The organism is Pseudomonas sp. BNK-45, from assembly GCF_047456255.1.
GTDB lineage: Bacteria > Pseudomonadota > Gammaproteobacteria > Pseudomonadales > Pseudomonadaceae > Aquipseudomonas.
Genome location: NZ_CP179909.1, coordinates 7,501 through 31,537, shown reverse-complemented (window position 1 = coordinate 31,537; position 24,037 = coordinate 7,501). Strand labels below are relative to the sequence as shown.

Below are 24,037 nucleotides of genomic sequence, written 5' to 3'. Positions count from 1 at the left end.
CGCGGCGCCGATTTCCAGCCCGGCAGATCAATCCGCAACTTGACCTTGCCACGGTGGCAAGGACAAGACTGCGTGCATCCCAATACAGGAGAAGCGTGATGCAAGTTTTCAATGTTCAAGGCATGTCCTGCGGCCACTGCGTGCGGGCCATCACTCAAGCCTTGCAAAGCAGGGATCCGGCGGCCACGGTACGGGTCGATCTGGCGGCCAAGGAAGTGGGCGTCGAGAGTCGCCTGTCCAATGAAGAGGTGATCAGCCTGATCAGTGAGGAAGGCTATGCGGTCAAGGTTGCCTGAGTCTTTTTAATCGTTAGCGACCTATCGGAATGTTCAAGGCGTCCAAGCGCGGCTAGACTGTGCGCCCGCTGACCTACGCTTCGCCTGGATGCCATGAACCTGCGCACAATCCTGATTCTCGGTGCCTTGAGTGCCTTCGGCCCTTTGGCCATCGACTTCTACCTGCCGGCCTTTCCATCGATGGCCCTGGCTTTCGGCACCGATGAAAAACACGTCCAACTGACCCTGGCAGCCTATTTCCTCGGCCTGTCCATCGGCCAGCTGGCCTATGGCCCGGTGGCCGACCGTTTTGGCCGGCGCCTGCCCCTGCTGGCTGGCGTGGGGCTGTTCATCCTGGCCTCCGTGGCCTGCGCCTATGCCCCCAACCTGGAGTGGCTGATCGGTGCACGTTTTGTCCAGGCCCTGGGCGGCTGTGCCGGCATGGTGATTTCCCGCGCGGTGGTCAGCGACAAGTGCGACGCGGTGGGCTCGGCCAAGGTGTTCTCCCAACTGATGCTGGTGATGGGCCTGGCGCCGATCCTGGCGCCGATGCTCGGCGGCCTGCTGGTCAACCTGTATGGCTGGCAGTCGATCTTCATCATGCTCACGGTGTTCAGCGCCCTGTCCGGATTGGCGGTGGCCCTGGGCCTGCCGGAAAGCATGCCGGCCACGCGTCCGCGCCTGCCCTTGTCCGGAGCGCTGCGCCAGTACGGCCTGCTGCTGGCGGACCGGGTCTTTCTCGGTCACGCCCTGACCGGCGGCATCGCCATCGCCGGGATGTTTTCCTACATCGCCGGTTCGCCCTTTGTCTTTATCAAGCTCTACGGCGTGCCGGCGGAGCACTTTGGCTGGTTCTTCGGGATCAACGCCGGGGGCTTCATCCTGGTGGCGCAGATCAATGCGCGCCTGCTGGCCAAGCGCGGGCCGGCCTTTCTGCTGGCCCGCACGGTGTGGATCTACCTGGCGGCGGGCCTGACCCTGCTGGGAATCAGCGCCTTGCACACCAGCGCACTCTGGCCGCTGCTACTGCCGTTGTTCGTGTGCATCGCCAGCCTGGGCTGCATCATTCCCAACGCTGCGGCCTGTGCCATGAACGGCCAGGGCGCGCGGGCCGGCAGCGCGTCGGCGATGCTCGGTTGCCTGCAGTTCAGCGTGGCGGCGGGTGCCGCCTATCTGGTGGGGGTATTGCACGATGGCAGCGCCATGCCGATGGCCATGGTCATCTGCCTGTGCGGGGTTCTGGCGGTGAGCATGGCGGTCGTGACCCGGCGTTTGCAGAATGCCCGGGCCTTGAGAGCCGCCGAGCCTTGAGTCAGCCGACGGCGCGCTGAACCTGGGGAATCTGGTGGGGAGCTTGCAAGCGGGCCTGCAGGGTCTGGGTGAACGCCCGGGCTTCGGCCTCGCTGCGGAAAGTCACCGCGTGCTGATCCAGGCGTACCTGCCATTGGGAGCCTTGAGGGTGTGCCAGTTCTTTTATCAGGATCTTCATTGCTGACCTCCTAACGCTAAAAGAGTGCGGTGCAAGGGCTGCCAGTGTAGACCCGAATACGGTCACAAATATGACCGAAATCAACTCTCGGACTGACGGCGACCAGCGGGCTTTTCTGCGCGATGGCCACCGTCCGCCAGGGCCTTAGAAACCTTCCAGAACGATCTTGCCCTTGGCCGTGCCGCTCTCCAGCACGGCATGGGCACGCCGCAGGTTGGCCGCGTTGATCTGGCCGAAATGCTCGCCCAGCGTGGTCTTCAGTGTGCCGGCGTCGATCAGATCGGCGACCTTGTTGAGCAGCACATGCTGCTCTTGCATGTCGGCGGTTTCGAACAGCGAACGGGTGTACATGAACTCCCAGTGCAGCGACAGGCTCTTGCGCTTGAGCTTGGTCACATCGAGGCTTTTCGGGTCGTCGATCAGGGCCAGCTTGCCCTGGGGCGCCAGGGCCTCCACCAATTCATCGAGGTGAGCGTCGGTCTGGGTCAGGCTGGCCACGTGGGTCACCTGATGGATGCCGATGCGCTTGAGCTCGGCGCTCAGTGGCTGGCGGTGATCCACCACATGCTGGGCGCCCAGCTCGCGGACCCAGGCCTGGGTCTGTTCCCGGGAGGCACTGCCGATCACCTTGAGGCCGGTCAGTTGCCGGGCCAGTTGGGTGAGGATCGAACCGACCCCGCCGGCGGCGCCGACAATCAGCAGGCTCTGGCCCTGGTCGCTGCGGTCCTGGCTGATCTGCAGGCGTTCGAACAGCAGCTCCCAGGCGGTGATCGCGGTCAGCGGCAGGGCCGCGGCTTCGGCAAAGCCCAGGCTCTTGGGCATATGGCCGACGATGCGTTCATCCACCGTATGCAATTGGCTGTTGCCGCCGGCCCGGGCAATGGAGCCGGCGTAGAACACCCGGTCGCCGACCTTGAACAGGCTGACCTCGCTGCCCACGGCCTTGACCACGCCGGCCACGTCCCAGCCCAGCACCTTGGCGGCGCCGCCTTCGGGCTGGACGTTCTGGCGGACCTTGGTGTCCACCGGGTTGACCGAGATGGCCTTGACCTCCACCAGCAGGTCGCGAGGGCCGGCCACCGGCTCGGGCAGTTCGATGTCTTGCAGGGACTTGGGGTCGTCGATCGGCAGGGAGGCGTAGTAGGCGATGGCTTTCATGATGAGTTCCTGATGAGTGTGAGAGTTGGGCTCAGACGAGCAATTGCAGGCGCTTGAGCTCGAAGTGCTCGATTGCCTCGCGGGTCTGGGCGATGAAGTGCTGGAAGTGCGCCGTGTGGTTGTGAAAGTCCAGGGCGGCTTCATCGTCCCAGCGTTCCAGTACGTAGAAGGTGCCCGGCTGCGCGGCGTCCTCATGCAGTTCGTAGTACTGGCAGCCGGCTTCCTCGCGGCTGGGCGGGACCAGGGCGCTGAGTTCGCGCTTGAGGACGGCTTGCTGCTGGGGCTTGGCGATCAGCGTCGCAATCGCGGTAAAGGCTTGGGACATGGGGTTTTCCTCAGGGGAGTCAGGCGATGGGCAGATAATTGGCTATTTCTCCTGAAGATAAAACCGGCTAAAAGAGCAGTCTCTTTCAATATTTTTTTGATAATCCGGAAAATCACCGATGCTGCGATTCGATGACCTGCAGTTGTTCGTGCGTGCCGCCGATCTGGGCAGCCTGTCGGCGGCGGCCCGGGTCATGGACCTGTCGCCGGCAGTGGCCAGCGCCGCCCTCAAGCGCATTGAAGAACACCTGGGCGCGCGCCTGCTGGCCCGCTCGACCCGCAGCCTGCGCCTGACCGCCGAGGGCGAGGGCTTTCTGGAATACGCCCGCGCCGCCTTGAGCAACCTGGATGAAGGACGGCGCCTGTTGGCCAGCGGCCAGGATCAGGTCAGCGGCGTGTTGCAACTGTCCGCGCCTTCGGACTTTGGCCGCAACCTGCTGCTGCCCTGGCTCGACGAGTTTCAGCGTGCCTACCCCAAGCTCAGCGTGCGCCTGCTGCTAGGGGACCGGATTGCCGACCTGTTCCGCCAGCCGGTGGATATCGCCCTGCGCTACGGCGAGCCGGAGGACTCCAGCCTGGTGGCCTTGCCGGTGGCCCCGGACAACCGCCGGGTGCTGTGCGCCGCTCCCAGCTACCTGGCCCGGCACGGCGAACCGCGCCAGCTGGAGCACCTGGCCCAGCACAACTGCCTGCTGTACATGCTCGACAGCCGGGCGCACGACCTCTGGAGCTTTTTTGACGGCAAGCGCGAGGTGAGCCTGACCGTCAGTGGCGACCGCTTGAGCGACGATGCCGATGTGGTGCGGCGCTGGGCCGTGGCCGGCGAGGGAATTGCCTACAAGTCCTGGCTGGACGTGGCCGGCGATGTGCTCGCCGGTCGCCTGCAGATCCTGCTGCCGGAGCTGCGCTGCGAAGGCGCGTCGTTGAACCTGCTGTGCACCCATCGGGCGCACCTGAGCAAACCGGTGAAGTTGCTGCGCGACCTGCTTCAGGAGCGTTGCGCCGAGATCAGCGCCCGCCGCCCGTAGCCGCCGGCCAACCCGGGCCCCGTGCCCGGCGTCGCTGCCTGACGCGAACAGGTCGCCCTCAGCCATCCGTCCCGGCCTCGATCCCGCACACTCGGACGGTCCAGCATTCAACCGGGGGAACGGGCATGGCCATACAGGGATACAGCGCCGCCGAGCGCTTGGAACGATTGCCCATCAGCGGTTATCACCGGGTGATCTTCATCATCATCGCCCTGGCGTTTTTCTTCGATTCCATGGACCTGGCGATGATGACGTTCCTCCTCGGCTCGATCAAAACCGAGTTCGGCCTGAGCTCGGCCCAGGCCGGCCTGCTGGCCAGCTCCAGTTTCTTCGGCATGGTGCTCGGCGCGTCGCTGTCGGGCATGCTCGCCGACCGCTTCGGGCGCAAGCCGGTGTTCCAATGGAGCATCGTGCTCTGGGGCCTGGCCAGCTACCTGTGTTCCACCGCCCAGAGCGTGGACAGCCTGACCCTGTTCCGGGTGCTGCTGGGGATCGGCATGGGCATGGAGTTTCCCATCGCCCAATCGATGCTTTCGGAGATGATCCCGGCGCAGCGCCGCGGGCGCTACATCGCCTTGATGGACGGCTTCTGGCCCCTGGGTTTCGTTGCCTCCGGGGTGCTGTCGTATTTCCTCCTGCCGCTGATCGGCTGGCGCGACATCTTCCTGGTGCTGGCGATTCCGGCGGTGTTCGTGCTGGTGATCCGTTTCTTCATTCCCGAGTCGCCGCGCTGGCTGGAGCAGGCCGGGCGGCATGCCGATGCGGACCGCGTGCTGGGCGACATCGAGAACAAGGTCCGGGCTTCCCTGGGCACGGCGCAGTTGCCGGAGCCGGTGCGCCTGCCACGCCTCGACAGTGCGCCGGGGCACTTTTTCTCCGCGCTGAAACAGATCTGGTCGCCCCTGTACCGGCAACGCACGATGATGATCTGGAGCCTGTGGTTCTTCGCCCTGCTGGGTTTCTACGGGCTGACGTCCTGGCTCAGCGCCTTGCTACAAACATCCGGTTTTGCCGTGACGCAGTCGGTGTACTACACGGTGCTGATTTCCCTGGGCGGGATTCCCGGGTTTCTCATGGCCGCCTGGCTGGTGGAGCGCTGGGGACGCAAGCCGGTGTGCATTGTGACCTTGCTCGGTGGCGGGGTCATGGCGTTCTTCTACGGACAGAGCGCGGTGTTTGGCGGCAACGTCGGGCTGCTGATCGGCACCGGGCTGTTGATGCAGTTCTTCCTGTTCGGCATGTGGGCGGTGCTCTACACCTACACGCCCGAGCTGTACCCGACGTCGGCCCGGGCCACGGGCTCGGGCTTTGCTTCGGCCGTTGGCCGGATCGGTTCGTTGCTGGGGCCCTTGGTGACCGGGCTGGTGTTTCCCATCACCGGGCAGGGCGGGGTGTTTGCCCTGGGGGCGGCGTGCTTCGTGATCGCGGCGGGAGTGGTCTGGCTGTTCGGGATGGAGACCCGGGGCAAGACGCTGGAGGCGTTGAGCGAGGCGGCGGGCTGATAGAGAGGGGGGAGCTGTTCGCCGGCCAGCCGGCTCCTACACGAACCTGTAGGAGCCGGCTGGCCGGCGAAGGCCGTTACGGCTTGACCAGCCGCGCATCCAGGCTGTTCTGCGCCAGGCGCCGGGCCTGGTCCTGGGTCATGCCCAGGTCGGTGTACAGGGCGTGGAAGTTCTCGGTGACGTAGCCGCCGAAGTAGGCCGGGTCATCGGAGTTGACCGTGACCTTCACCCCGCGCTCGAGCATTTGCAGGATGTTGTGCTGGGACATGTGGTCGAACACGCAGAGCTTGGTGTTGGACAGCGGGCACACGGTCAGCGGGATCTGCTCGTCGATGATGCGCTGCATCAGCCGCTCATCCTCGAAAGCGCGTACGCCGTGGTCGATGCGCTGGATCTTCAGAAGGTCCAGGGCTTCCCAGATGTACTCCGGCGGGCCTTCCTCGCCGGCGTGGGCGACGGTCAGGAAGCCTTCGCTGCGGGCGCGGTCGAAGACCCGCTGGAACTTGCTCGGCGGGTGACCCATTTCCGAACTGTCCAGGCCCACGGCAACGAAGGCATCGCGGAACGGCAGCGCCTGGTCGAGGGTTTTCTGTGCTTCTTCTTCGCTCAAGTGGCGCAGAAAGCTGAGGATCAGGCCGCTGGTGATGCCCAGTTGCTGTTCGCCGTCCTTGAGGGCGGCGGCGATGCCGTTGAGCACCACTTCGAACGGGATACCGCGGTCGGTGTGGGTCTGCGGATCGAAGAACGGCTCGGTGTGGATCACGTTCTGCTCTTTGCAGCGCAGCAGGTAGGCCCAGGTCAGGTCGTAGAAATCCTGGGAGGTGCGCAGCACATCGGCGCCCTGGTAATACAGGTCGAGGAATTCCTGCAGGTTGTTGAAGGCGTAGGCCTTGCGCAGGGTTTCGACGTCGCTCCAGGGCAGGGCGATCTTGTTGCGTTCGGCCAGGGCGAACAGCAGTTCCGGTTCCAGGGAACCTTCCAGGTGCAGGTGCAACTCGGCCTTGGGCAAGGCGTTCAGCCAGTCATACATGGTGTTGTCTCATCAGGTGCAGGCGGGCGCTGCGAGAGTGATGCGCTGCCGGGGCCGTGCCCTTCTCTGGGGAACTGGCGGCGGTTGCGGCTATCGCCAGGTTTTCACCGGGCCCGAAAAAGCCGCCATTCTACATCTGGCGGCGCCATTGTTCGGTAAAACCTGACCGAATGGGCGATCAGGCCTGCTCCAGCTCCCGGCGATAGGCGTAGGTATCGGCAAAGCGCGACAGCAGGAATTCGGCGCAGGTGGTCACCGGGTACTTGGCCGGGTGCTCCGTGTCCTGGCAGCCGGGCAGGCATTCGATGCGGGTGTCCGGGTGCGGTTCGGCAAAGAACGGCATCGAGTAGCGGTCCACCCCCAGCGGGCTGATGACCCGGTGCGGGGTCGACAGGTAACGGTCGTTGCTCCAGCGCGCCATCATGTCGCCGAGGTTGACCACGAAGCTGCCTTCGATGGGCGGCGCATCGATCCACTGCCCCTGGACGTTGCGCACCTGCAAGCCACCGGCGGTGTCCTGGTAGAGCAGGGTGATGCAGCCATAGTCGGTATGGGCTCCCGCGCCTTGCTGTTCTTCGCTGCTGGCGGTGTGGCGCGGCGGGTAGTGGATCAGCCGCAGCACGCTGACCGGGTCCTGGAAGCGGCGGTCGAAGAAGTCGCGCTCGATGCCCAGGGCCAGGGTCATGGCCCGCAGCAGGGTCTGGGCCAGGGCCTGCATGTCCTGGTAGTGCTGTTCCATCAGGTCTTTCCAGCCGGGCAGGTGCGGGTGGCGATTGGGGCCGCGCAGGGGCTTGTCCGCCAGCACTTCGGGATGCTCGGCCGGCAGGTGCAGGCCCATGTCGAAGGTTTCCTTGAGGTCGCTGGGCTTGCCCGGGTCCAGTTGCTCGGTGGCGATGGCGCCGTAGCCGCGGTGGTGGCGGCTCTGGGTGATGTCGATCTTGAGTTTTTCGGCGCTGGGCAGGGCGAAGAAATGCTTGGCCATGGCCAGCAATTGCTCGATGCGTTGTGCGCTGATCGGGTGACCCTTGATGTAGAAGAAGCCCCACTCGCGACAGGCGCGGTCGATCTGTTTGGCGACACTGTCCCAGCCTGGCTGGGCCTCCTGATACAGCGGGCTGATATCGATGATCGGCAGTTGATGCATGAAATGGCTCCCATCCGGTTGACGGTCCGCCGTCGCTGCCGGATGTTCCGGCAGCGACGACCAGCTTATTTGGGGAGGTCTGCCTTCAGGCCTTCGACGTAGTAGTTCATCGAGGCCAGTTCGGCATTGCTGGCGCTGACCCCCGCGGCGATTTTCTCGACCCCGGCCTGGTCCTTGATCGGGCCGGTGAACGGGTGGAACTCGCCGCTCTTGATGCTGGCGATGATCTGCTCGGCCTCGGTTTTCACCGGGGCCGGCAGCAGGTCGCTGAGGGGCAGCTCAACCGTACCCTCTTTCAGGCCGCCCCAGTAGTCCTGGGATTTCCAGCTGTGATCGAGCACCCCCTGGGTGGCCTGGATGTAGTGCGGGGCCCAGTTGTTGACGATGGAGGTCAGCACCGCCTTGGGGCCGAAGTGGGCCATGTCCGAGGCGTAGCCCACCGCATACACGCCGCGGCGTTCTGCGGCCTGGATCGGCGCCGGGCTGTCGGTGTGCTGGAAGATCACGTCGGCGCCCTGGTCGATCAGGGCGTTGGCGGCGTCGGCTTCCTTGCCCGGGTCGAACCAGGAGTTGACCCACACCACCTTGATCTCGGTGCCCGGGTTGTACTTGTTCAGGGCCAGCTGGATGGCGTTGATGTCGCGGATCACCTCCGGGATCGGGAACGAGGCGACGTAGCCGATCTTCTTGCTCTTGGTCATCTTCGCCGCGAGAAAGCCGCCGACGTAACGCCCCTCGTAGGTGCGCGCCAGGTAGGTGCCAAGGTTCTTGTCCTGCTTGTAGCCGGTGGCGTGTTCGAAGGTCACCTTGGGGAACTGCTTGGCGACTTTCAGGGTGGGGTTCATGTAGCCGAAGGAGGTGGTGAAGATCAGGTCGTAGTTGTCCTTGGCCATGTTGCGGATCACCCGCTCGGCATCGGCGCCTTCGGCCACGTTCTCGACGTAGTTGGTCTTGATCTGCTCGCCGAACTTTTCCGCCAGGGCCTTGCGTCCCTGCTCATGCTGATAGGTCCAGCCGTGGTCGCCGATGGGGCCGATGTAGACGAAGCCGACCTTCAGCGGGTCGGCGGCGCTGGCGGTGAGGCTGGCACTCAGGCCGACGGCGGCGGCCAGGGCGCAGAGCAGCTTGTGCAACGGGCGTGTATGCATGAATGGAAGCTCCATCTTGTTGTGAGGGGGGCGGGCGGCAAACGCTGCAGGCCAATGCAAATAGCTGACCAACAGGACAACAAAGATGGCGGTTGCGCCGGCGAGGCGGTTTCTACGGGGGCTTTGGGGCGCGCTTTTCGCTGGCAAGCCAGCTCCTACGGGGCTGGAATCTAGGAGCCGGCTTGCCGGCGAAGGGCTTTCAAGATCCAACCCGGTGCGCGGTGCCTGAGGCTGGTGCACTAACATGTAACGAAACGTTAGTGACCCGAAGCAGTCTTTTACTCATCTCCTGTACTCGTTTTTATTTCCGTCAAAGGACTGCAATGTTCACTTCCCTCAAGCAAGAACAGTTTTTGCTGCTTGCGCTGCTGGCGGCCGTGGCCGCCTATCCCCTGGAACACCTGTTGCTCAATAGCGGCCAAGGCGTCGCCCTGATGGCCGGGTTGGTGCTGATCGGCTTTATCGTCATCGCCTCGATGCGCGTCGCCCATCACGCCGAATTGCTGGCGGAAAAGGTCGGCGACCCCTACGGCACCATGATCCTGACCCTGGCCGCTGTGTTGGTGGAGGTGGTGATCCTGGCCATCATGATGAGCAACGAAGCCTCGCCGACCCTGGTGCGCGACACCATCTATTCGGCGGTGATGCTGGACATCAACGGCATCCTCGGCCTGGCCGCGCTGATGGGCGGCATCAAGCACGGCGAGCAGCCCTACAACGATGATTCGGCGCGCACCTACAGCGTGATGATTCTCACCGCCATGGGGGTGTCGATGGTGGTGCCGGAGTTCATCCCCGAGGCCGACTGGAAGGTCTACTCGGCCTTCACCATCGGTGCGATGGTGGTGCTCTACACCCTGTTCCTGCGCATGCAGGTCGGGCCCCACAGTTACTTCTTCAGCTACAGCTACCCGGAAAAGCGCCGCAGTAAAGAGGCCCAGGAACAACCCCAGGCCATCAACCTGGCCTGGAGCATCGGCATCCTGGTGTTCGGCGTGGTGGTGATCGGCGCCCTGGCCGAGGTAATGTCCAAGACCCTGGACCTGGGCCTGGAAGGCACGGGCGCGCCGCCGGTGATCACGGCGATCCTGGTGGCGGCGATTTCCGCTGCGCCGGAAATTCTCACCGCCCTGCGCGCGGCCCTGGCCAACCGCATGCAGTCGGTGGTCAACGTGGCCCTGGGCGCGTCCCTGTCGACGGTGATCCTCACGGTGCCGGTGATGGAGGCCATGGCCCTGTACACCGGCCAGCCGTTCCAGATGGCCATGACCCCGGTGCAGACGGTGATGGTGTTCATCACCCTGATCGTCAGCGCGATCAACCTCAATGACGGTGAAACCAACGCCATCGAGGGCATGACTCACTTCGTGCTGTTTGCCACCTTCATCATGCTGTCGCTGCTGGGTCTTTAAAGCGGCTGGGCTGACTGGATGGCGCAGCGAAAGCTGACTCCGGGGGCATTCCAGGCCGCGAGTGCCCCCCAGCTCCAACGACGCACGGTGCTGGCCGAGGGCGAAAAGGTCGGGTCGTTGGCATTTACGTTGTTGGCGCCCCGTTGCGCCCGATAAATGCCTGTTTCAGGCCCTTGCGGGTTCTCCACGGGAGACTCGCGATAGTAGTGTTTATCGTACCAATCGTTGACCCATTCACTGGCGTTGCCGGTGAGGTTGTAGAGGCCCAGCGGATTGGGCACGAACCTATCCACGGCGAAGGTTTCGTTGTCGTCAGGGGCCGGGAAGTTGCGGCCGTAATCCAGATTGCCGTTGTCGGTGGCGAACATCACCGGTTGGCCGCGGTTGCGCGCCGCATATTCCCATTGGGCCTCGGTGGGTAGATCGACGGGATAGCCGCTGAGCTCTGCCAGCCAGCCGCAGTAATCCTTGGCTTCTTGCCATTCTTTAGACGCCGGGGCGGGCAGGTTTGCCTGGTAAAGGTGCTTCATCTCGGCGAGTTCGCGCAGTTTTGCGTCGAACGGCGGCTTGCCTTGGGCCAGGAAGAACAGATCGAAATCGCCCAGGGTGGTTTGCAACGAGGACAGGTAATAGCTGCTCAATTTGACCGGATGAACGAAGTCGTCATCGACCTCGAGGCTGATCCGCTCCATTTTTTCCGGGGCCACGCCACAGGGCCATTGGCACAAGGCCTGTGGGTCGAAGCCACGGGGCCAGCCGAAATCGCCCATCTGGAATTCGCCCCCTTCAATCAACACCATGTTGTCCAGCGAGCGGACCACCGTGTTAAGTACGGCCTCGCGGTTTTGTGGGGACAGATTCGGGTATTTACGGCTGATGGTCGACGCAATTTCTGCCACTTTTTCAGCTGACAGCACGTTGCTGGGCGGGCCAGCAACCTCCTGTTTCTCGCAGCCTGAAATCAGCAGCGCGACGCAGAGCGCCAGTCCGTACTTTGGTTTCACGTAATGTCCCTATAGCGGTTCGTTCGAGGGCGGAAACTAACATGTTTCCTCAATCCGATTCCGCTTAAGGCGCAGGCGAGGGATCGGGTCCCTCGCCGTTGGACTCAACGATCAGCTACCGGCGATCAACTGCCGGGCCGCCTGGCTGTGATCGGCGATCAGGTTTTTCAGGTCCAGCCCTTCGACCTGGCCATCAATCACCCGCCACTGGCCGCCGATCATGACCCGGTCCGCCCGATCCGCGCCGCACAACAGCAGCGCCGAAACCGGATCATGGCTGCCCGAGAAACGCAGCTCATCGAGCTTGAACAACGCCAGGTCCGCCTGCTTGCCCACCGCCAGCTCGCCGATGTCGGTGCGGCCCAGCAGGCTCGCCGAACCCCGGGTCGCCCAGCCCAGTACCCGCTCCGGGGTGATCTTCTCGGCGCCGTAGCGCAGGCGCTGGATGTACAGCGCCTGCCGCGCTTCGAGGATCATGTTCGACGCATCGTTGGACGCCGAACCGTCCACGCCCAAGCCCAGGGGCGCGCCGGCGTCGGTCAGCTCGATGCTGGGGCAGATGCCGGAGGCCAGGCGCATGTTCGAACTCGGGCAATGGCAGATGCCGGTGCCGGCAGCGCCCAGGCGGGCGATTTCATCCGGGTTGAAGTGGATGCCGTGGGCCAGCCAGGTACGCGGACCGAGCCAGCCGACGCTGTCCAGGTAATCCACGGTGCGCAGGCCGAAGCGCTGCAGGCAGAAGTCTTCTTCGTCGAGGGTTTCGGCGAGGTGAGTGTGCAGGCGCACATCGAGTCCGTTGGCCAGTTCGGCGCTGGCCGACATGATTTCCGGGGTCACCGAGAACGGCGAGCACGGCGCCAGGGCGATCTGGATTTGCGCGCCGTCGCCACGCTCGTGGTACTGGCGAATCAGGCGCTGACTGTCGTCGAGAATCACCTGGCCTTCCTGCACGGTCTGTTGCGGTGGCAGGCCGCCGTCCTTTTCGCCCAGGCTCATGGAACCGCGGGTGAGCATGGCGCGCATGCCCAGCTCACGCACGCTTTCGACTTGCACGTCGATGGCATTTTCCAGGCCGTCGGGAAACAGGTAGTGATGGTCGGCGGCGGTGGTGCAACCGGAGAGCAGCAGTTCGGCCAGCGCCACTTTGGTGGCCAGGGCGAGTTTTTCCGGGGTCAGCCGGGCCCAGACCGGATACAGGGTCTTGAGCCAGGGGAACAGCGGCTGGTTGACCACCGGCGCCCAGGCCCGGGTCAGGGTTTGGTAGAAGTGATGGTGGGTGTTGATCAGGCCCGGCAGCAACACGTGCTCGCGGGCATCGAAGACCTGCTGGCAGGGGCTTGCAGGCTGTTGGCCGAGGCCCAGGACTTCAACGATCAGACCGTCTTGCAGCACCAGGCCGCCACGGGCGTCGAGGGCATTGCCGGTGAAGATGGCCAGGGGATTTTTTAACCAGGTACGGGTCGCAGGCATGGTGGCCGGCTCCTCTGAAAGTGGGTTCAGGTTAGCCAGCTCAGTGTTGCCCTGTCTGCTGATCCAGGGTCGCCGCAAGGGGCGAGGTGCGCAGTCTAGCGAAAGATTTGCCGGGGGACAAAACTTGCGGTTTGCCCCCCGTTGCAGAGCCTTGGCAGCGCTGTGCAAGCACTGCCTGGGACACTGGTTGCAGGGGGGCGGGCTTACCAGGGGATGGTTTCGCCCTTGTAGTTGACGAAGTGATGCCCGCCCTTGCCGGTGTAGGCATTGACCTGGGCGATCAGCCCGCGGGTGCTGGTTTGCACGTCGATGTCGGCGCCTTCGCCGCCCATGTCGGTCTTCACCCAGCCCGGGTGCAGCGAGAGCACGGTCAGCTTCTGTTGCAGCTGGGTGACGAAGCTGTTGGTCATGGAGTTCAGCGCCGCCTTGCTGGCCTTGTACAGCGCCAGTTCCGGAGCATCCGGCATGGTCACGCTGCCCAGCACCGAACTCATGAACGCCAGCACGCCGCTGTCCTTGCGGATCTGCCCGACAAAGCGCTGGGCCAGGTTGATCGGCGCCACGGCGTTGGTGAAGAACAGTTGGCCGACTTCGGCCAGGGTCGCGTGGCCCGGCAACTGGTTGTCCGGGCCCTTGACCCCGGCGTTGACGAACAGCAGGTCGAACACCTGATCCTTGAGCTTATGGCTGAGGGCGATCACGGCTTGCTGATCGTCCATGTCCAGCTGCTCGATCTGCACCTTGCCCAACGCTTGCAGGGCCTCGGCCTTGTGCGGGTTGCGCACGGTGGCAGTGACCTGCCAGCCGTCTTCGAGCAGGCGCTGGACCAGGCCGAGGCCCAGGCCCCGGGAAGCGCCGATGATCAGAGCGGTTTTTGCCGTGGACATGAGGAGGCTCCTTGAAAAATGAGGATCACGGATTCAATGGACAGGCTTGGCCGAGCCGCGGTTGCAGCGCCTGGCGCAAGTGCCCCGGTTCGCTTGCGCGGTCTTGATGTCGAGCCGCAATGACCGCCTCTCGGGCGGACAGTCGCGACACCTTTTGGCGCTGCGCGGGGACGCGGCCAGCCCGCTTCGCGGGTCGAAGCTCAGGGTGTGGTGGCTGACGGCGCAGGCGGCGGCCAGTTGTGCAATGCGCATGCGTGGGGCTCGAAAGGGCTTGACCCTGGAGCATACTCCAGGCTTTAGCCTGCGCGCTCCTTGAATCGATGGAGCGACATCTATGTGGACGACCGAGCAGTATCGGACATTGGTCCGGGCCAGCGGCTGGTATGACTTGCTGATGACCCTGGCCTTTGTCACCCCCTGGAGTTTCATGGCCCTGCACGGGTTGCTGCAGGACACGGCCCAGGCCTTGCACCTGGCGGGCAGCCTGCCGCCTTTCGAACCGACCCACCTGTTGATGGCCAACCTGATGGGCTCGATTGTCTGTGTGTGGGCGGTGCTGCGGATTCGCGATCCGCAGCAGGCGTTTGGCCGATATGACGCGGTGGGACGCATCCTTTTCGCCAGCTGGCAGCTTTATGCCCTGATGCACGGCGCCACGGCGCTGCTCTGGGGGATCCTGTTGTTCGAGCTGGCTTGGTGCGTGGCGCAGTTGCTGCCGGTCAAAGGCGTTGCCGGCAAGCCGGCTGCAGCGGGGCGTGTGCCGGTCATCTAATGGCCCGCTTGCCATGGCTGGCCCAGGGACACCGGTGCGTACAGGCGAGTGCGCAAGGCGTCCCTGGACAGCAGCACCAGCACCAGGATGGTCGCGGCATAGGGCAGCATCGCCAGCAGGTTGGCCGGAATCGCCAGCCCCAGGCCCTGGGCCACCAGGTGCAGGATGCTGGCCAGGCCGAACAGGTAGGCGCCGAGCAAGAGGCGCCACACGCGCCAGCTGGCGAACACCACCAGGGCCAGGGCGATCCAGCCGCGACCGGCGCTCATGTTCTCGGCCCACATCGGCGTGTAGGCCAGGGACAGGTAGGCCCCGGCCAGCCCGGCCATGGCGCCGCCGAACAGCACTGCGAGCGTCCGCACCCGCAGCACTGGCAGGCCCATGGCACTGGCGGCGTCGGGGTTTTCGCCGACGGCCTGGATGATCAGGCCGATCCGGCTCTTGAGGATGACCCAGGCCACCAGGGCGAACAGGACGAAGGACAGGTACACCAGCGGGTCCTGGGCGAACAGCATGCGGCCGATCAGCGGGATGTCGCTGAGCAACGGCAGTGCCAGGGGCTCGAACCCGGCCAGGGGCTTGCCGACCCAGGCCGCGCCGACAAAGCTCGACAGGCCGACGCCGAAAATGCTCAGGGCCAGTCCGGTGGCCACCTGATTGGCGTTGAACACCAGGGCCACCAGGGCGAACAGCGCCGACAGCAGCATGCCCGCCGCCATCGCCAGCAGTACCCCGAGCCACAGCTGCCCGCTGTTGAGGGCGACGATAAACCCCACCACCGCGCCGAACAGCATCATGCCTTCCTGGCCGAGGTTGAGAACCCCGCTTTTTTCACAGATCAGCTCCCCCAGGGCCACCAGCAGCAAGGGCGTGCCGCAGCGGACCATGGCGTAGAAGATGTTGCTCAGCAGATCGATGTCCATCACAGGGCTCCGGCGGTTGCGCTGAGGGGCGTGTCGCGGCGTGCCCAGCGCAGGTTCAGGCGCGGCCGGTAGAGGATCAGTACGTCGCAGGCCAGGAGGAAGAACAGCATCATTCCCTGGAACAGCTGGGTGATGGCCTGGGGCAGGTTGAGGGTCATCTGCGCGCTTTCGCCACCGATGTACAACAGCGCCATGAGCAGGCTGGAGAACAGGATGCCGATCGGGTTAAGGCGCCCGAGAAAGGCCACGGTAATCGCGGCATAGCCATAGCCGGGGGAGACTTGCGGCACCAACTGGCCGATGGGGCCGCTGACTTCGCAGACCCCGGCCAACCCGGCCAGGGCGCCGCTGATCAACAGCGCCAGCCAGATCAGGCGCTTTTGGCGGAAGCCGACGAAACCGGCGGCGCGGGCATCCAGGCCCAGCACCTTGATCTGGAAGCCGACAAAGCTTTTCTGCAACAGCACCCAGACCGCCACCAGGGCCAGCAGGGCAAAGTACACCCCGGCGTGAACCCGGCCGTCGTCCATCAACAGCGGCAGGCGGCTGAAGTCGCCGAACATCGCCGACTCGGGAAAGTTGAACCCGGCGGGGTCCTTCAAGGGGCCGTGCACGCAATACAGCAACAGGTTCAGGGCAATGTAGTTGAGCATGATGCTGGTGAGGATTTCATTGGCGTTGAAGCGCGTGCGCAACCAGGCGGTGAGCCCGGCCCAGGCGGCCCCGGCCAGGGTGCCGGTGAGCAGGATCAGCACCAGCGCCCAGCGGCTTTGCAGCTCGATGAGGTTGACCGCCAGGGCACTGCCGGCCAGGGCCCCGAGCAGCAGTTGGCCTTCGGCGCCGATGTTCCAGATGCGGGCCCGGTAGGCCACCGCCAGGCCCAGGGCGCAAAGCAGGATCGGCAGCGCCTTGACCAGCAGTTCGGAGACGCCATACAGGTCGCTGAGCGGCGCGATCAGCAAGGTGTGCAAGGTCAGTATCGGGTCCTGTCCCAGGGCCATGAACAGCAGGGCGCCACAGCCCAGGGTCAGCAGCGCGGCCAGCAGGGGCGAGCAGCCGAGCATCAGGCGCGATTGCCGTCCGCGGGGTTCGAGTGAAAGCAGCATGGACGACTCCGTTACACCGCTAAGGCGGGGGCTGAAGGGGACGGGGTGAAATCGCCGGCCATCCAGCCGCCGATTTCCACCAGGGAGGTGTCGGCGCAGTCCTTCAACGCCGACAGGCGACCGCTGCACAGGGCGCCGATGCGATCGCTGATCTGCAGCAGTTCATCCAGGTCTTCGGAGATCACCAGGATCGCCGCCCCGGCGTCGCGCAGGGCGATCAGTGCCTGGTGAATGGTGGCGGCAGCGCCCACGTCCACGCCCCAGGTCGGGTGTGCGGCGATCAGCAGGCGTGGCTGCTGGAGGATTTCGCGCCCGAGGATGAATTTCTGCAGGTTGCCGCCGGACAGGCTACGGGCCGGGCTTTGGGCGTCGCCGGTCTTGACCCCGAAGCGCTGGATGATGCGCTCGGCCAGGGCCCGGACCCGGGATCGTCGAATCAGGCCGTGGCGCACCAGTCCCTGCTCGAAGGCGCTGAGCAGGGCGTTGTCTTCCAGGCTCAGCTCCGGCACGGCGCCGTGCCCCAGGCGTTCGGCGGGGACAAAGGCCAGGCCCTTCCGGCGCCGCGCATCGGGGTACAGGTGGCCCACCGCCTGGCCGGCAAAGCAGATGCGTCGGGCCTCGTCGGCTGCCAGGCGCTGCTCGCCGCTGAGCAGCGCCAGCAGCTCGTCCTGGCCATTGCCGGCGACCCCGGCGATGCCGACGATCTCGCCGCTGCGCAGGGTCAGGTCGATGGCCTTGAGCGAGCAGCCAAAGGGATCGGGGCTGTGCCAGCTGAGGTGGTCGATGCGCAGGAAGTCATGGCTGCCCCGGGCTTTGGGGTGCTCGGTGATCATCGCCGCGGCGTCGCCGACCATCAGCCGCGCCAGTTCCGGGTCCGAGCACTGCGCAGGAATACAGTGCCCGGCCACCCGGCCCGCGCGCAGCACGGTGGCGCTGTGGCACAGGGCGCGCACCTCGCCGAGCTTGTGGCTGATGAACAGGATGCTGCAGCCCTCGTCGGCCAGCCGGCGCAGGGTCATGAACAGATCGTCGGCCTCCCGGGGCGTCAGGACCGAGGTCGGTTCGTCGAGGATCAGCAGACGGATGTCCTGCATCAGGCAGCGCACGATCTCCACCCGCTGGCGCTCGCCGATGGACAGGCTGTGCACCAGGCGCTGGGGTTCCAGGGGCATGCCATAGCGCTGGGAAACCTCGCGGATCCTGGCTTCCAGCTGGTTCGGCGTGCCCGCGCCGCGGCCCATGGCCAGGGCGATGTTCTGCGCCACGCTGAGGGTTTCGAACAACGAGAAATGCTGGAACACCATGCCGATGCCCAGGCTCCGGGCCTGGGCCGGGTTGGCGATGGACTGACGGCGCCCTTGCCAGAGCAGCTCTCCGGAATCGGCCTGGACCACCCCGTAGATGATCTTCATCAAGGTGCTTTTGCCGGCGCCGTTTTCCCCCAGCAAGGCATGGATTTCCCCGGGGGCGATGCTCAGGTCGATGGCGTCGTTGGCCAGGCAGCCGGGGTAGCGTTTGCTGATCTGGCGCAGTTGCAGGCGCGGTGTGGGGACAACGGGCACGGCGGAATTGGGCATGGCTGGCTCGACGGCTGGGCGGTGTGCCTGTGGATAAAGCAATTTCCTGGCCAGTGGGTCAGAAAAACCGGGAGGTCCCTCAGGCATGCACCTTGAGCGATGAGCCACGACCCCGGACGAGCACCAGTTCGGGGCAAAGTGCTTGAAACGGCTCCTTTTTTGTCCGCCAGCCGGTGAGCGAAAAATGATCAGTTGCCTGCAGGCCCTGTGGCGTCAGGGGCTGAAGCAGCCTTGCACGGGTTATCCACAGCTTGCTCCACAGTAATTGTGTGCAAGCCGCCGGCTTGGGCATAAGCCGGGGGCGGTTGTTTCCGAACCGCGATAAAGCGCCCTAAGCTGCTGTTTTTCAGTACAAAAAGCTCGGCCCTGGGATTTTTGGACAAAAACTGAGCAAAGCCCGCAAAGCCACGTTGCAGAAGGGTTGCAGCGCTATGTGCTCAGGTTATCCACAGGCGGGTGCACAGCCGATGTGGGCAACTGCGCCCGGGGTGCCCAGGTTATGCACAAGGTGGCCGGGCCGGCTTGGTGCGTTCAGCGCTGCAAGAGGATGCGTCCGCGGCTGAGGTCGGCCAGTTGCTGTTGCAGGGTATCGATCAGGGCTTCACCCAGGGCCAGTTGCAGCTCCACGCCGTTGGCGGTGAACGCTTCATCCACCAGTAATCCGCCCAGTTCGGCGATGCGCAGTTTGACCAGGGCCAGCTCGCTGAAGCTGCAGGCGCAGCGCAGTGGCACACGGTTGACCAGGGCAATGCGTTCGGCGCTCTGCAGGCATTTGTTGGCGCCGCCGCCGTAGGCTCGGGCCAGGCCGCCGGTGCCCAACTGAATGCCGCCGTACCAGCGGATCACCAGTACCGCCACCTGATCGCAGTCCTGGGCTTCGATGGCCGCGAGGATCGGTCTGCCGGCGGTGCCGCCGGGTTCGCCGTCGTCGTTGCTGCGGTACTGGTCGCCCAGTTTCCACGCCCAGCAGTTATGGGAGGCGTTGAGGTCACTGTGCTGCTGGATGAAGGCTTGGGCCTCGGCCGCGCTGCTGATGGGCGCGGCGAAGGTGATGAAGCGGCTTTTGCGAATCTCCTCGCGGTATTCGCAAAGGCCGGCCAGGGTAAAGGGCATGGGCGTCAGTCTTTCTGGGCGGGAGTCAGGCCACAGCCTTTGAGAATGATGCGGATCAGGTTGTTGCCGGCCGCTTCGAAGTCCTGCTTGGTCAGGCGGCTGCGGCCGGTGACGCGGCAGATCTGGGTGGCGAAGTCGGCGTAGTGCTGGGTGCTGCCCCAGAGCAGGAAGATCAGGTGCACCGGATCGACCGGATCCATCTTGCCGGCGTCGATCCAGGCCTGGAACACCGCGGCGCGGCCCTGGAACCAGGCGCGGTAGTCCTGGCTGAAGTATTCGCTGAGGCATTCGCCGCCGCTGATGATTTCCATGGCGAAGATCCGCGAGGCCTGGGGCTGGCGCCGGGAAAACTCCATCTTGGCGCGAATGTAGCGGGTCAGGGCCTCGGCCGGATCGTCCTCGGCGGTGAGGGTGTTGAAGGTGCTGTCCCAGAGTTCGAGGATGTTGCTCAGCACCGCGATGTACAGCCCCAGCTTGTTGGTGAAGTAGTAGTGCAGGTTGGCCTTGGGCAGCCCGGCGTTCTGCGCAATGGTGTTCATGCTGGTGCCTTTGAAGCCGTGACGGGCGAACTCGTCCTCGGCGGCCTGGATGATGGCCTCTTCATTCTTCTGCCGAATGCGGCTGGCGGGTTTGCCGGGGTGAGGAGTGCTGTGGGCGGGGACTTCAAAGGTCATGGAGGTTTCCGAGCAAGTCTGTGGGTGCAACCTGTGCGTTGATAGCGCACCCACGTGGATCAGACAAGCCTTGGTGCGACAAAAGCTTCAGCGGGCGTTCAGGCCGGGTTTTTCCGGCGCCGGATTTATGTCGTTCGGCAGGCTTTTGCCCTCCGGCAGCAGCAGGCACATGAGCAGTGCAGTGAGGCCGCCGCTGGTGATTGCCGAGTCGAACAGGGTCTGCACCACCTGGGGCAGCAGGTGCAGCAGGTTCGGTTGTGCGGCGATGCCCAGGCCGACGCCGAAGGACGTGGCGATGATCAGCATGCTGCGCCGGTCCAGGGGCGCCTGGGCGAGAATGCGTACCCCGGCGGCGGCGACACTGCCGAACATCACCAGGGTGGCGCCACCGAGTACCGGTTTGGGGATCTGTTGCAGCAACGCGCCGATCAGCGGGAACAGCCCCAGGCAGAACAGGATCAGGCCGATGTACAGGCCGACGAAGCGGCTGGCCACGCCGGTCAGCTGAATCACGCCGTTGTTCTGGGCGAAGGTGGTGTTGGGAAAGGCGCTGAAGGTGGCGGCGATCAGGCAACTGACGCCGTCCCCCAGGACCCCGCCCTTGAGCCGACCTATATAGGAAGGACCGCTGATGGGCTGGCGCGCCAGCATGCAGTTGGCGGTGAGGTCGCCGACGGTTTCCAGGGTGCTGATCAGGTAGATCAGGGCGACGGGGACGAAGGCGCTCCAATCGAAACTGAAACCGTACTTGAAGGGTTGCGGCAGGCTGATCAACGGCAGGTCGGGCAGGGGCTGGGGCACCAGCTTGCCGCTGAACCAGGCCACCAGGCTGCCCAGGGCCAGGCCGATGATGATGGCGCTGAGGCGAATCCACGGGGTGTCGCTGCGGTTGAGCACAATGATGGTCAGCAGCACCAGCAGGCCCAGGCCGAGATTGCCCGGGGCGCCGAAGTCCGGGGCATTGAAGCCGCCTCCCAGATCGGTGATGCCGACCTTGATCAGGCTGATGCCGATCAGGGTGATGACGATGCCGGTGACCAGCGGGGTGATGACCCTTCGCAGTTGCCCGATAAAGCGGCTGAGGACGATCTGTACCAGGGCGCCGAAGAAGCACACGCCGAAGATCATCGCCAGGATGTCTTCCGGGCTGCCGCCCCTGTGCTTGACCAGGAACCCTGCCGCCAGCACCGCCCCCAGGAAGGCGAAACTGGTGCCTTGCAGGCAGATCATTCCGGCGCCGATGCCCCAGGGGCGACGTGCCTGGATAAAGGTGCCGACCCCGGACACCATCAGCGCCATGCTGATCAGGTAGGGCAGGTGGGTGGACAGGCCCAGGGCCGAGCCTATGACCAGCGGCGGGGTAATGATGCCGACAAAGCTGGCCAGCACATGCTGCAGGGCGGCAAGCAGCGCGGCCGGGGGACGCGGGCGGTCGTTGAGGCCGTAGATCAGTTCAGTGGGGCGGGAAGGGTCGGACGACATGGCATGGAACTCGGGCTGAGGGTTCTGGATGCCCGGGTCTGTGCAAAAAGCTGTCCAAGTGATCAGTTTATTGTCGAAAATATCGCGCCGGGCCTTTGAATGCGCGGCTTTGCCGGGGCCGGACGGGGATTCAGCGAGTCGCCGCCAGGCTCTCCAGAAAGCTCTCCAGCACCAAGTGGGGGCGCCGTCCCTTGCGAGTGACCGAAGACAGGCTCAGGTCATAGAAGCGCGACTTGGGCTTGAGGGCGCGCAACCGGCCCTGTTGGACCCAGAGAGCGGCGTAGTGGTCGGGCAGGTAGCCGATGTAGCGTCCGGTGAGGATCAGGAACGCCATGCCTTCGCGGTCGGATGCACTGGCGGTGCAGTTCAGCGCCTGGTAATGGGCCTGGATCTCCGCCGGCAGGCGGAAGGTCGGGGCAATGGCGTCCTGGTCGTTGAGGCGCTGGTCGTCCAGTTGCCTGTCGTCGACATAGAACAGCGGGTGGCCCACCGCGCAGTACAGCAATGAGCGTTCGTCGTACAGCGGCTGATACTCCAGCCCGGACAGGGCGCTGGCCTGGGGCACGACGCCGACGTGCAGGCGGCCGTCGAGTACCCCTTGCTCGACCTCGCTGGGGGCGATCATGCGGATCTGGATCTGCACATCCGGCCCGCGCTCCTTCAGTTGCGCCAGGGCGTGGGTGATGCGCATGTGGGGCAGGGTCACCAGGTTGTCGGTGAGGCCGATGATCAATTCGCCCCGCAGATGGTGGTGCAGGCCGTTGACCTCGGTGCGAAAGCTTTCCAGGGCACTGAGCAGTTGCAGGGTCGACTGATAGACCTCGCGGCCTTCCTCGGTGAGGGAAAAACCGGCGCGTCCGCGTTGGCACAGGCGCAGGCCGACGCGCTGTTCCAGGTCGCTCATCTGTTGGCTGATGGCCGAGCGGCCGATGCCGAGTACGGTTTCTGCGGCCGAGAAGCCGCCGCACTCCACCACGCTGCGAAAGATCCGCAGCAGGCGGATATCAAAGTCGCTGACTTGCGCCAGCGGGTCGGCTCGACGGCTGCTCATAGTTTAGTGGGGGCCAGACTGAAGGTTATTAAAGTTGGATTTCACCGACTTTATAGCCGTGGCAACTTAGTCGCAACAACGCTTTTGTTCCTATGCCGCTTCATTGCCTCGCGAGGTTTTGCTCATGAACATGCCGGAAACCGCTCCTCAGTCCCTGGCCAGTCAGCTCAAGCTTGACGCTCACTGGATGCCCTACACCGCCAACCGCAACTTCCAGCGTGACCCGCGGCTGATCGTCGGCGCCGAAGGCAGCTGGCTGGTGGATGACAAGGGGCGCAAGGTCTATGACTCGCTGTCCGGTCTGTGGACCTGCGGCGCCGGTCACTCGCGCAAGGAGATTCAGGAAGCGGTATCCAAGCAACTGGGCACCCTGGATTACTCGCCAGGCTTCCAGTTCGGCCATCCGCTGTCGTTCCAGCTGGCGGAGAAAATCACTGACCTGACTCCGGGCAACCTGAACCATGTGTTCTTTACCGACTCCGGCTCCGAGTGCGCCGATACCGCGGTGAAGATGGTGCGTGCCTACTGGCGCCTGAAAGGCCAGTCGACCAAGACCAAGATGATCGGCCGTGCCCGTGGCTACCACGGGGTGAACATCGCCGGCACCAGCCTGGGCGGCGTCAACGGCAACCGTAAGCTGTTCGGCCAGGCGATGATGGATGTCGACCATCTGCCGCACACCCTGTTGGCCAGTAACGCGTTTTCCCGGGGCATGCCGGAGCAGGGCGGCATCGCCCTGGCCGACGAGCTGCTGAAACTGATCGAGTTGCACGACGCTTCCAACATTGCAGCGGTCTTCGTCGAGCCGATGGCCGGTTCCGCTGGGGTACTGGTGCCTCCACAGGGCTACCTCAAGCGTCTGCGGGAAATCTGCGACCAGCACAATATCCTGCTGGTGTTCGACGAAGTGATCACCGGCTTTGGTCGCACCGGTTCGATGTTCGGTGCCGACAGCTTCGGCGTGACCCCGGACCTGATGTGCGTGGCCAAGCAGGTCACCAACGGCGCCATTCCCATGGGCGCGGTGATTGCCAGCTCCGAGATCTATCAGACCTTCATGAACCAGGCGACTCCCGAGTACGCCGTGGAATTCCCTCACGGCTACACCTACTCGGCGCACCCGGTGGCTTGTGCGGCGGGCCTGGCGGCACTGGATCTGCTGCAGAAGGAAAACCTGGTGCAGAGCGTGGCTGAAGTCGCTCCGCATTTCGAGAATGCGCTGCACGGCATCAAGGGTGCGAAGAACGTGATCGACATCCGTAACTTCGGCCTGGCCGGCGCGATCCAGATCGCGGCCCGTGACGGCGATGCGATCGTGCGTCCGTTCGAGGCCGGCATGGCCCTGTGGAAAGCCGGTTTCTACGTGCGCTTCGGCGGCGACACCCTGCAGTTCGGCCCAACCTTCAATAGCAAGCCGCAAGACCTCGATCGTCTGTTCGACGCGGTTGGCGAAGTGCTGAACAAGCTC

General features: G+C 64.5%; 23 protein-coding genes (1 of these 23 cut by a window edge). 7 read left to right on the top strand and 16 right to left on the bottom strand.

All coding sequences use genetic code 11. The features are described 5' to 3' along the window. Positions 1 to 98: 98 nt before the first annotated feature. Both ACMGG8_RS00145 and ACMGG8_RS00140 read left to right on the top strand, forming a co-directional pair. Positions 99 to 296, top strand: a complete 198-nt coding sequence (locus ACMGG8_RS00145; RefSeq protein WP_060842387.1) for a heavy-metal-associated domain-containing protein — start codon at positions 99 to 101, stop codon at positions 294 to 296. A gap of 93 nt (positions 297 to 389) precedes the next feature. Further along, positions 390 to 1,586 (top strand): multidrug effflux MFS transporter, encoded by a 1,197-nt coding sequence (locus ACMGG8_RS00140; RefSeq protein WP_414158980.1) that lies wholly within the window; start codon positions 390 to 392, stop codon positions 1,584 to 1,586. A 1-nt stretch (position 1,587) separates the two neighbouring features. Here the strand turns inward: ACMGG8_RS00140 and ACMGG8_RS00135 are convergent, their stop codons facing one another. The 3 genes from ACMGG8_RS00135 to ACMGG8_RS00125 all read right to left on the bottom strand — a co-directional run bounded on the left by ACMGG8_RS00135 (position 1,588) and on the right by ACMGG8_RS00125 (position 3,247). Then, positions 1,588 to 1,764 (bottom strand): hypothetical protein, encoded by a 177-nt coding sequence (locus tag ACMGG8_RS00135; RefSeq protein ID WP_164990742.1) that lies wholly within the window; start codon positions 1,762 to 1,764, stop codon positions 1,588 to 1,590. Between the two features lie 144 nt (positions 1,765 to 1,908). Then, positions 1,909 to 2,922: a zinc-binding alcohol dehydrogenase family protein gene (locus tag ACMGG8_RS00130; protein ID WP_414158979.1), complete on the bottom strand. Its 1,014-nt coding sequence runs from the start codon at positions 2,920 to 2,922 to the stop codon at positions 1,909 to 1,911. A gap of 31 nt (positions 2,923 to 2,953) precedes the next feature. Next, the gene (locus ACMGG8_RS00125; protein WP_108546003.1) at positions 2,954 to 3,247 is read right to left on the bottom strand and encodes a putative quinol monooxygenase; all 294 of its coding nucleotides are present in this window, start codon (positions 3,245 to 3,247) and stop codon (positions 2,954 to 2,956) included. Positions 3,248 to 3,365: 118 nt separating this feature from the next. Between ACMGG8_RS00125 and ACMGG8_RS00120 the strand changes: the two genes are divergently transcribed. Both ACMGG8_RS00120 and ACMGG8_RS00115 read left to right on the top strand, forming a co-directional pair. Then, a complete protein-coding gene (locus ACMGG8_RS00120) occupies positions 3,366 to 4,274 on the top strand; it encodes a LysR family transcriptional regulator (RefSeq protein ID WP_060837383.1) in 909 nt (302 codons plus the stop codon). 125 nt (positions 4,275 to 4,399) lie between these two features. Then, positions 4,400 to 5,776 carry an MFS transporter gene (locus tag ACMGG8_RS00115; RefSeq protein ID WP_414158978.1) on the top strand — a complete coding sequence of 459 codons (1,377 nt, stop codon included), beginning with the start codon at positions 4,400 to 4,402 and terminating at the stop codon, positions 5,774 to 5,776. A gap of 76 nt (positions 5,777 to 5,852) precedes the next feature. On the opposite strand, the gene ACMGG8_RS00110 is transcribed toward ACMGG8_RS00115, so the two are convergent. From ACMGG8_RS00110 to ACMGG8_RS00100, 3 genes are all read right to left on the bottom strand, one after another. Beyond that, entirely contained in the window at positions 5,853 to 6,806 is a 954-nt protein-coding gene (locus tag ACMGG8_RS00110) for an adenosine deaminase (RefSeq protein WP_016966700.1), read from the bottom strand. 178 nt (positions 6,807 to 6,984) lie between these two features. Continuing rightward, positions 6,985 to 7,950 carry a 2-oxoglutarate and iron-dependent oxygenase domain-containing protein gene (locus ACMGG8_RS00105; RefSeq protein ID WP_414158977.1) on the bottom strand — a complete coding sequence of 322 codons (966 nt, stop codon included), beginning with the start codon at positions 7,948 to 7,950 and terminating at the stop codon, positions 6,985 to 6,987. 65 nt (positions 7,951 to 8,015) lie between these two features. Further along, positions 8,016 to 9,098, bottom strand: coding sequence for a BMP family ABC transporter substrate-binding protein (locus ACMGG8_RS00100; protein WP_414158976.1), 1,083 nt, complete (start codon positions 9,096 to 9,098; stop codon positions 8,016 to 8,018). 323 nt (positions 9,099 to 9,421) lie between these two features. Here ACMGG8_RS00100 and ACMGG8_RS00095 point away from each other — a divergent pair, with 323 nt between their 5' ends. After that, positions 9,422 to 10,510: a calcium:proton antiporter gene (locus ACMGG8_RS00095; RefSeq protein WP_414158975.1), complete on the top strand. Its 1,089-nt coding sequence runs from the start codon at positions 9,422 to 9,424 to the stop codon at positions 10,508 to 10,510. Here the strand turns inward: ACMGG8_RS00095 and ACMGG8_RS00090 are convergent. The 3 genes from ACMGG8_RS00090 to ACMGG8_RS00080 form a co-directional block, all read right to left on the bottom strand. Then, positions 10,507 to 11,514: a formylglycine-generating enzyme family protein gene (locus tag ACMGG8_RS00090; protein ID WP_060842390.1), complete on the bottom strand. Its 1,008-nt coding sequence runs from the start codon at positions 11,512 to 11,514 to the stop codon at positions 10,507 to 10,509. The genes ACMGG8_RS00095 and ACMGG8_RS00090 overlap by 4 nt on opposite strands. A gap of 111 nt (positions 11,515 to 11,625) precedes the next feature. Beyond that, complete coding sequence (locus tag ACMGG8_RS00085; protein WP_414158974.1) at positions 11,626 to 12,984, bottom strand: 8-oxoguanine deaminase; 1,359 nt, start codon at positions 12,982 to 12,984, stop codon at positions 11,626 to 11,628. A gap of 203 nt (positions 12,985 to 13,187) precedes the next feature. Continuing rightward, complete coding sequence (locus ACMGG8_RS00080; protein ID WP_060842391.1) at positions 13,188 to 13,871, bottom strand: SDR family oxidoreductase; 684 nt, start codon at positions 13,869 to 13,871, stop codon at positions 13,188 to 13,190. Between the two features lie 334 nt (positions 13,872 to 14,205). Between ACMGG8_RS00080 and ACMGG8_RS00075 the strand changes: the two genes are divergently transcribed. Then, positions 14,206 to 14,643 (top strand): hypothetical protein, encoded by a 438-nt coding sequence (locus ACMGG8_RS00075; protein WP_060842393.1) that lies wholly within the window; start codon positions 14,206 to 14,208, stop codon positions 14,641 to 14,643. Here the strand turns inward: ACMGG8_RS00075 and ACMGG8_RS00070 are convergent. The 7 genes from ACMGG8_RS00070 to ACMGG8_RS00040 form a co-directional block, all read right to left on the bottom strand. Next, a complete protein-coding gene (locus ACMGG8_RS00070; RefSeq protein ID WP_060842394.1) occupies positions 14,640 to 15,566 on the bottom strand; it encodes an ABC transporter permease in 927 nt (308 codons plus the stop codon). The two genes, ACMGG8_RS00075 and ACMGG8_RS00070, sit on opposite strands and share 4 nt — an antisense overlap. After that, positions 15,566 to 16,672: an ABC transporter permease gene (locus tag ACMGG8_RS00065; RefSeq protein WP_060837393.1), complete on the bottom strand. Its 1,107-nt coding sequence runs from the start codon at positions 16,670 to 16,672 to the stop codon at positions 15,566 to 15,568. Before ACMGG8_RS00065 ends, ACMGG8_RS00070 begins: the two co-directional genes overlap by 1 nt. Positions 16,673 to 16,683: 11 nt before the next feature. Next, positions 16,684 to 18,249, bottom strand: coding sequence for an ABC transporter ATP-binding protein (locus tag ACMGG8_RS00060; protein WP_060842396.1), 1,566 nt, complete (start codon positions 18,247 to 18,249; stop codon positions 16,684 to 16,686). Between the two features lie 531 nt (positions 18,250 to 18,780). Further along, the gene (locus ACMGG8_RS00055; protein ID WP_060837395.1) at positions 18,781 to 19,362 is read right to left on the bottom strand and encodes an IMPACT family protein; all 582 of its coding nucleotides are present in this window, start codon (positions 19,360 to 19,362) and stop codon (positions 18,781 to 18,783) included. 5 nt (positions 19,363 to 19,367) lie between these two features. Next, a complete protein-coding gene (locus ACMGG8_RS00050) occupies positions 19,368 to 20,036 on the bottom strand; it encodes a TetR/AcrR family transcriptional regulator (protein ID WP_016966688.1) in 669 nt (222 codons plus the stop codon). A gap of 87 nt (positions 20,037 to 20,123) precedes the next feature. Further along, positions 20,124 to 21,518 carry a uracil-xanthine permease family protein gene (locus ACMGG8_RS00045; protein ID WP_414158973.1) on the bottom strand — a complete coding sequence of 465 codons (1,395 nt, stop codon included), beginning with the start codon at positions 21,516 to 21,518 and terminating at the stop codon, positions 20,124 to 20,126. Between the two features lie 130 nt (positions 21,519 to 21,648). Next, the gene (locus tag ACMGG8_RS00040) at positions 21,649 to 22,569 is read right to left on the bottom strand and encodes a LysR family transcriptional regulator (RefSeq protein ID WP_060837397.1); all 921 of its coding nucleotides are present in this window, start codon (positions 22,567 to 22,569) and stop codon (positions 21,649 to 21,651) included. 124 nt (positions 22,570 to 22,693) lie between these two features. On the opposite strand from ACMGG8_RS00040, the gene ACMGG8_RS00035 reads away from it, so the two are divergent. Continuing rightward, positions 22,694 to 24,037, top strand: the 5' portion of a protein-coding gene (locus ACMGG8_RS00035) for an aspartate aminotransferase family protein (protein ID WP_060837398.1). Its footprint extends 6 nt past the window's final position; the window shows 1,344 of its 1,350 coding nt (coding positions 1-1,344); the start codon lies at positions 22,694 to 22,696; the stop codon falls past the right edge of the window.

Coding starts and splice junctions, on each gene's coding strand:
- ACMGG8_RS00145 (WP_060842387.1), top strand. CDS start 99: ATGCAAGTTTTCAATGTTCAAGGCATGTCCTGCGGCCACTGCGTGCGG.
- ACMGG8_RS00140 (WP_414158980.1), top strand. CDS start 390: ATGAACCTGCGCACAATCCTGATTCTCGGTGCCTTGAGTGCCTTCGGC.
- ACMGG8_RS00135 (WP_164990742.1), bottom strand. CDS start 1,764: ATGAAGATCCTGATAAAAGAACTGGCACACCCTCAAGGCTCCCAATGG.
- ACMGG8_RS00130 (WP_414158979.1), bottom strand. CDS start 2,922: ATGAAAGCCATCGCCTACTACGCCTCCCTGCCGATCGACGACCCCAAG.
- ACMGG8_RS00125 (WP_108546003.1), bottom strand. CDS start 3,247: ATGTCCCAAGCCTTTACCGCGATTGCGACGCTGATCGCCAAGCCCCAG.
- ACMGG8_RS00120 (WP_060837383.1), top strand. CDS start 3,366: ATGCTGCGATTCGATGACCTGCAGTTGTTCGTGCGTGCCGCCGATCTG.
- ACMGG8_RS00115 (WP_414158978.1), top strand. CDS start 4,400: ATGGCCATACAGGGATACAGCGCCGCCGAGCGCTTGGAACGATTGCCC.
- ACMGG8_RS00110 (WP_016966700.1), bottom strand. CDS start 6,806: ATGTATGACTGGCTGAACGCCTTGCCCAAGGCCGAGTTGCACCTGCAC.
- ACMGG8_RS00105 (WP_414158977.1), bottom strand. CDS start 7,950: ATGCATCAACTGCCGATCATCGATATCAGCCCGCTGTATCAGGAGGCC.
- ACMGG8_RS00100 (WP_414158976.1), bottom strand. CDS start 9,098: ATGCATACACGCCCGTTGCACAAGCTGCTCTGCGCCCTGGCCGCCGCC.
- ACMGG8_RS00095 (WP_414158975.1), top strand. CDS start 9,422: ATGTTCACTTCCCTCAAGCAAGAACAGTTTTTGCTGCTTGCGCTGCTG.
- ACMGG8_RS00085 (WP_414158974.1), bottom strand. CDS start 12,984: ATGCCTGCGACCCGTACCTGGTTAAAAAATCCCCTGGCCATCTTCACC.
- ACMGG8_RS00080 (WP_060842391.1), bottom strand. CDS start 13,871: ATGTCCACGGCAAAAACCGCTCTGATCATCGGCGCTTCCCGGGGCCTG.
- ACMGG8_RS00075 (WP_060842393.1), top strand. CDS start 14,206: ATGTGGACGACCGAGCAGTATCGGACATTGGTCCGGGCCAGCGGCTGG.
- ACMGG8_RS00070 (WP_060842394.1), bottom strand. CDS start 15,566: ATGGACATCGATCTGCTGAGCAACATCTTCTACGCCATGGTCCGCTGC.
- ACMGG8_RS00065 (WP_060837393.1), bottom strand. CDS start 16,672: ATGCTGCTTTCACTCGAACCCCGCGGACGGCAATCGCGCCTGATGCTC.
- ACMGG8_RS00060 (WP_060842396.1), bottom strand. CDS start 18,249: ATGCCCAATTCCGCCGTGCCCGTTGTCCCCACACCGCGCCTGCAACTG.
- ACMGG8_RS00055 (WP_060837395.1), bottom strand. CDS start 19,362: ATGCCCTTTACCCTGGCCGGCCTTTGCGAATACCGCGAGGAGATTCGC.
- ACMGG8_RS00050 (WP_016966688.1), bottom strand. CDS start 20,036: ATGACCTTTGAAGTCCCCGCCCACAGCACTCCTCACCCCGGCAAACCC.
- ACMGG8_RS00045 (WP_414158973.1), bottom strand. CDS start 21,518: ATGTCGTCCGACCCTTCCCGCCCCACTGAACTGATCTACGGCCTCAAC.
- ACMGG8_RS00040 (WP_060837397.1), bottom strand. CDS start 22,569: ATGAGCAGCCGTCGAGCCGACCCGCTGGCGCAAGTCAGCGACTTTGAT.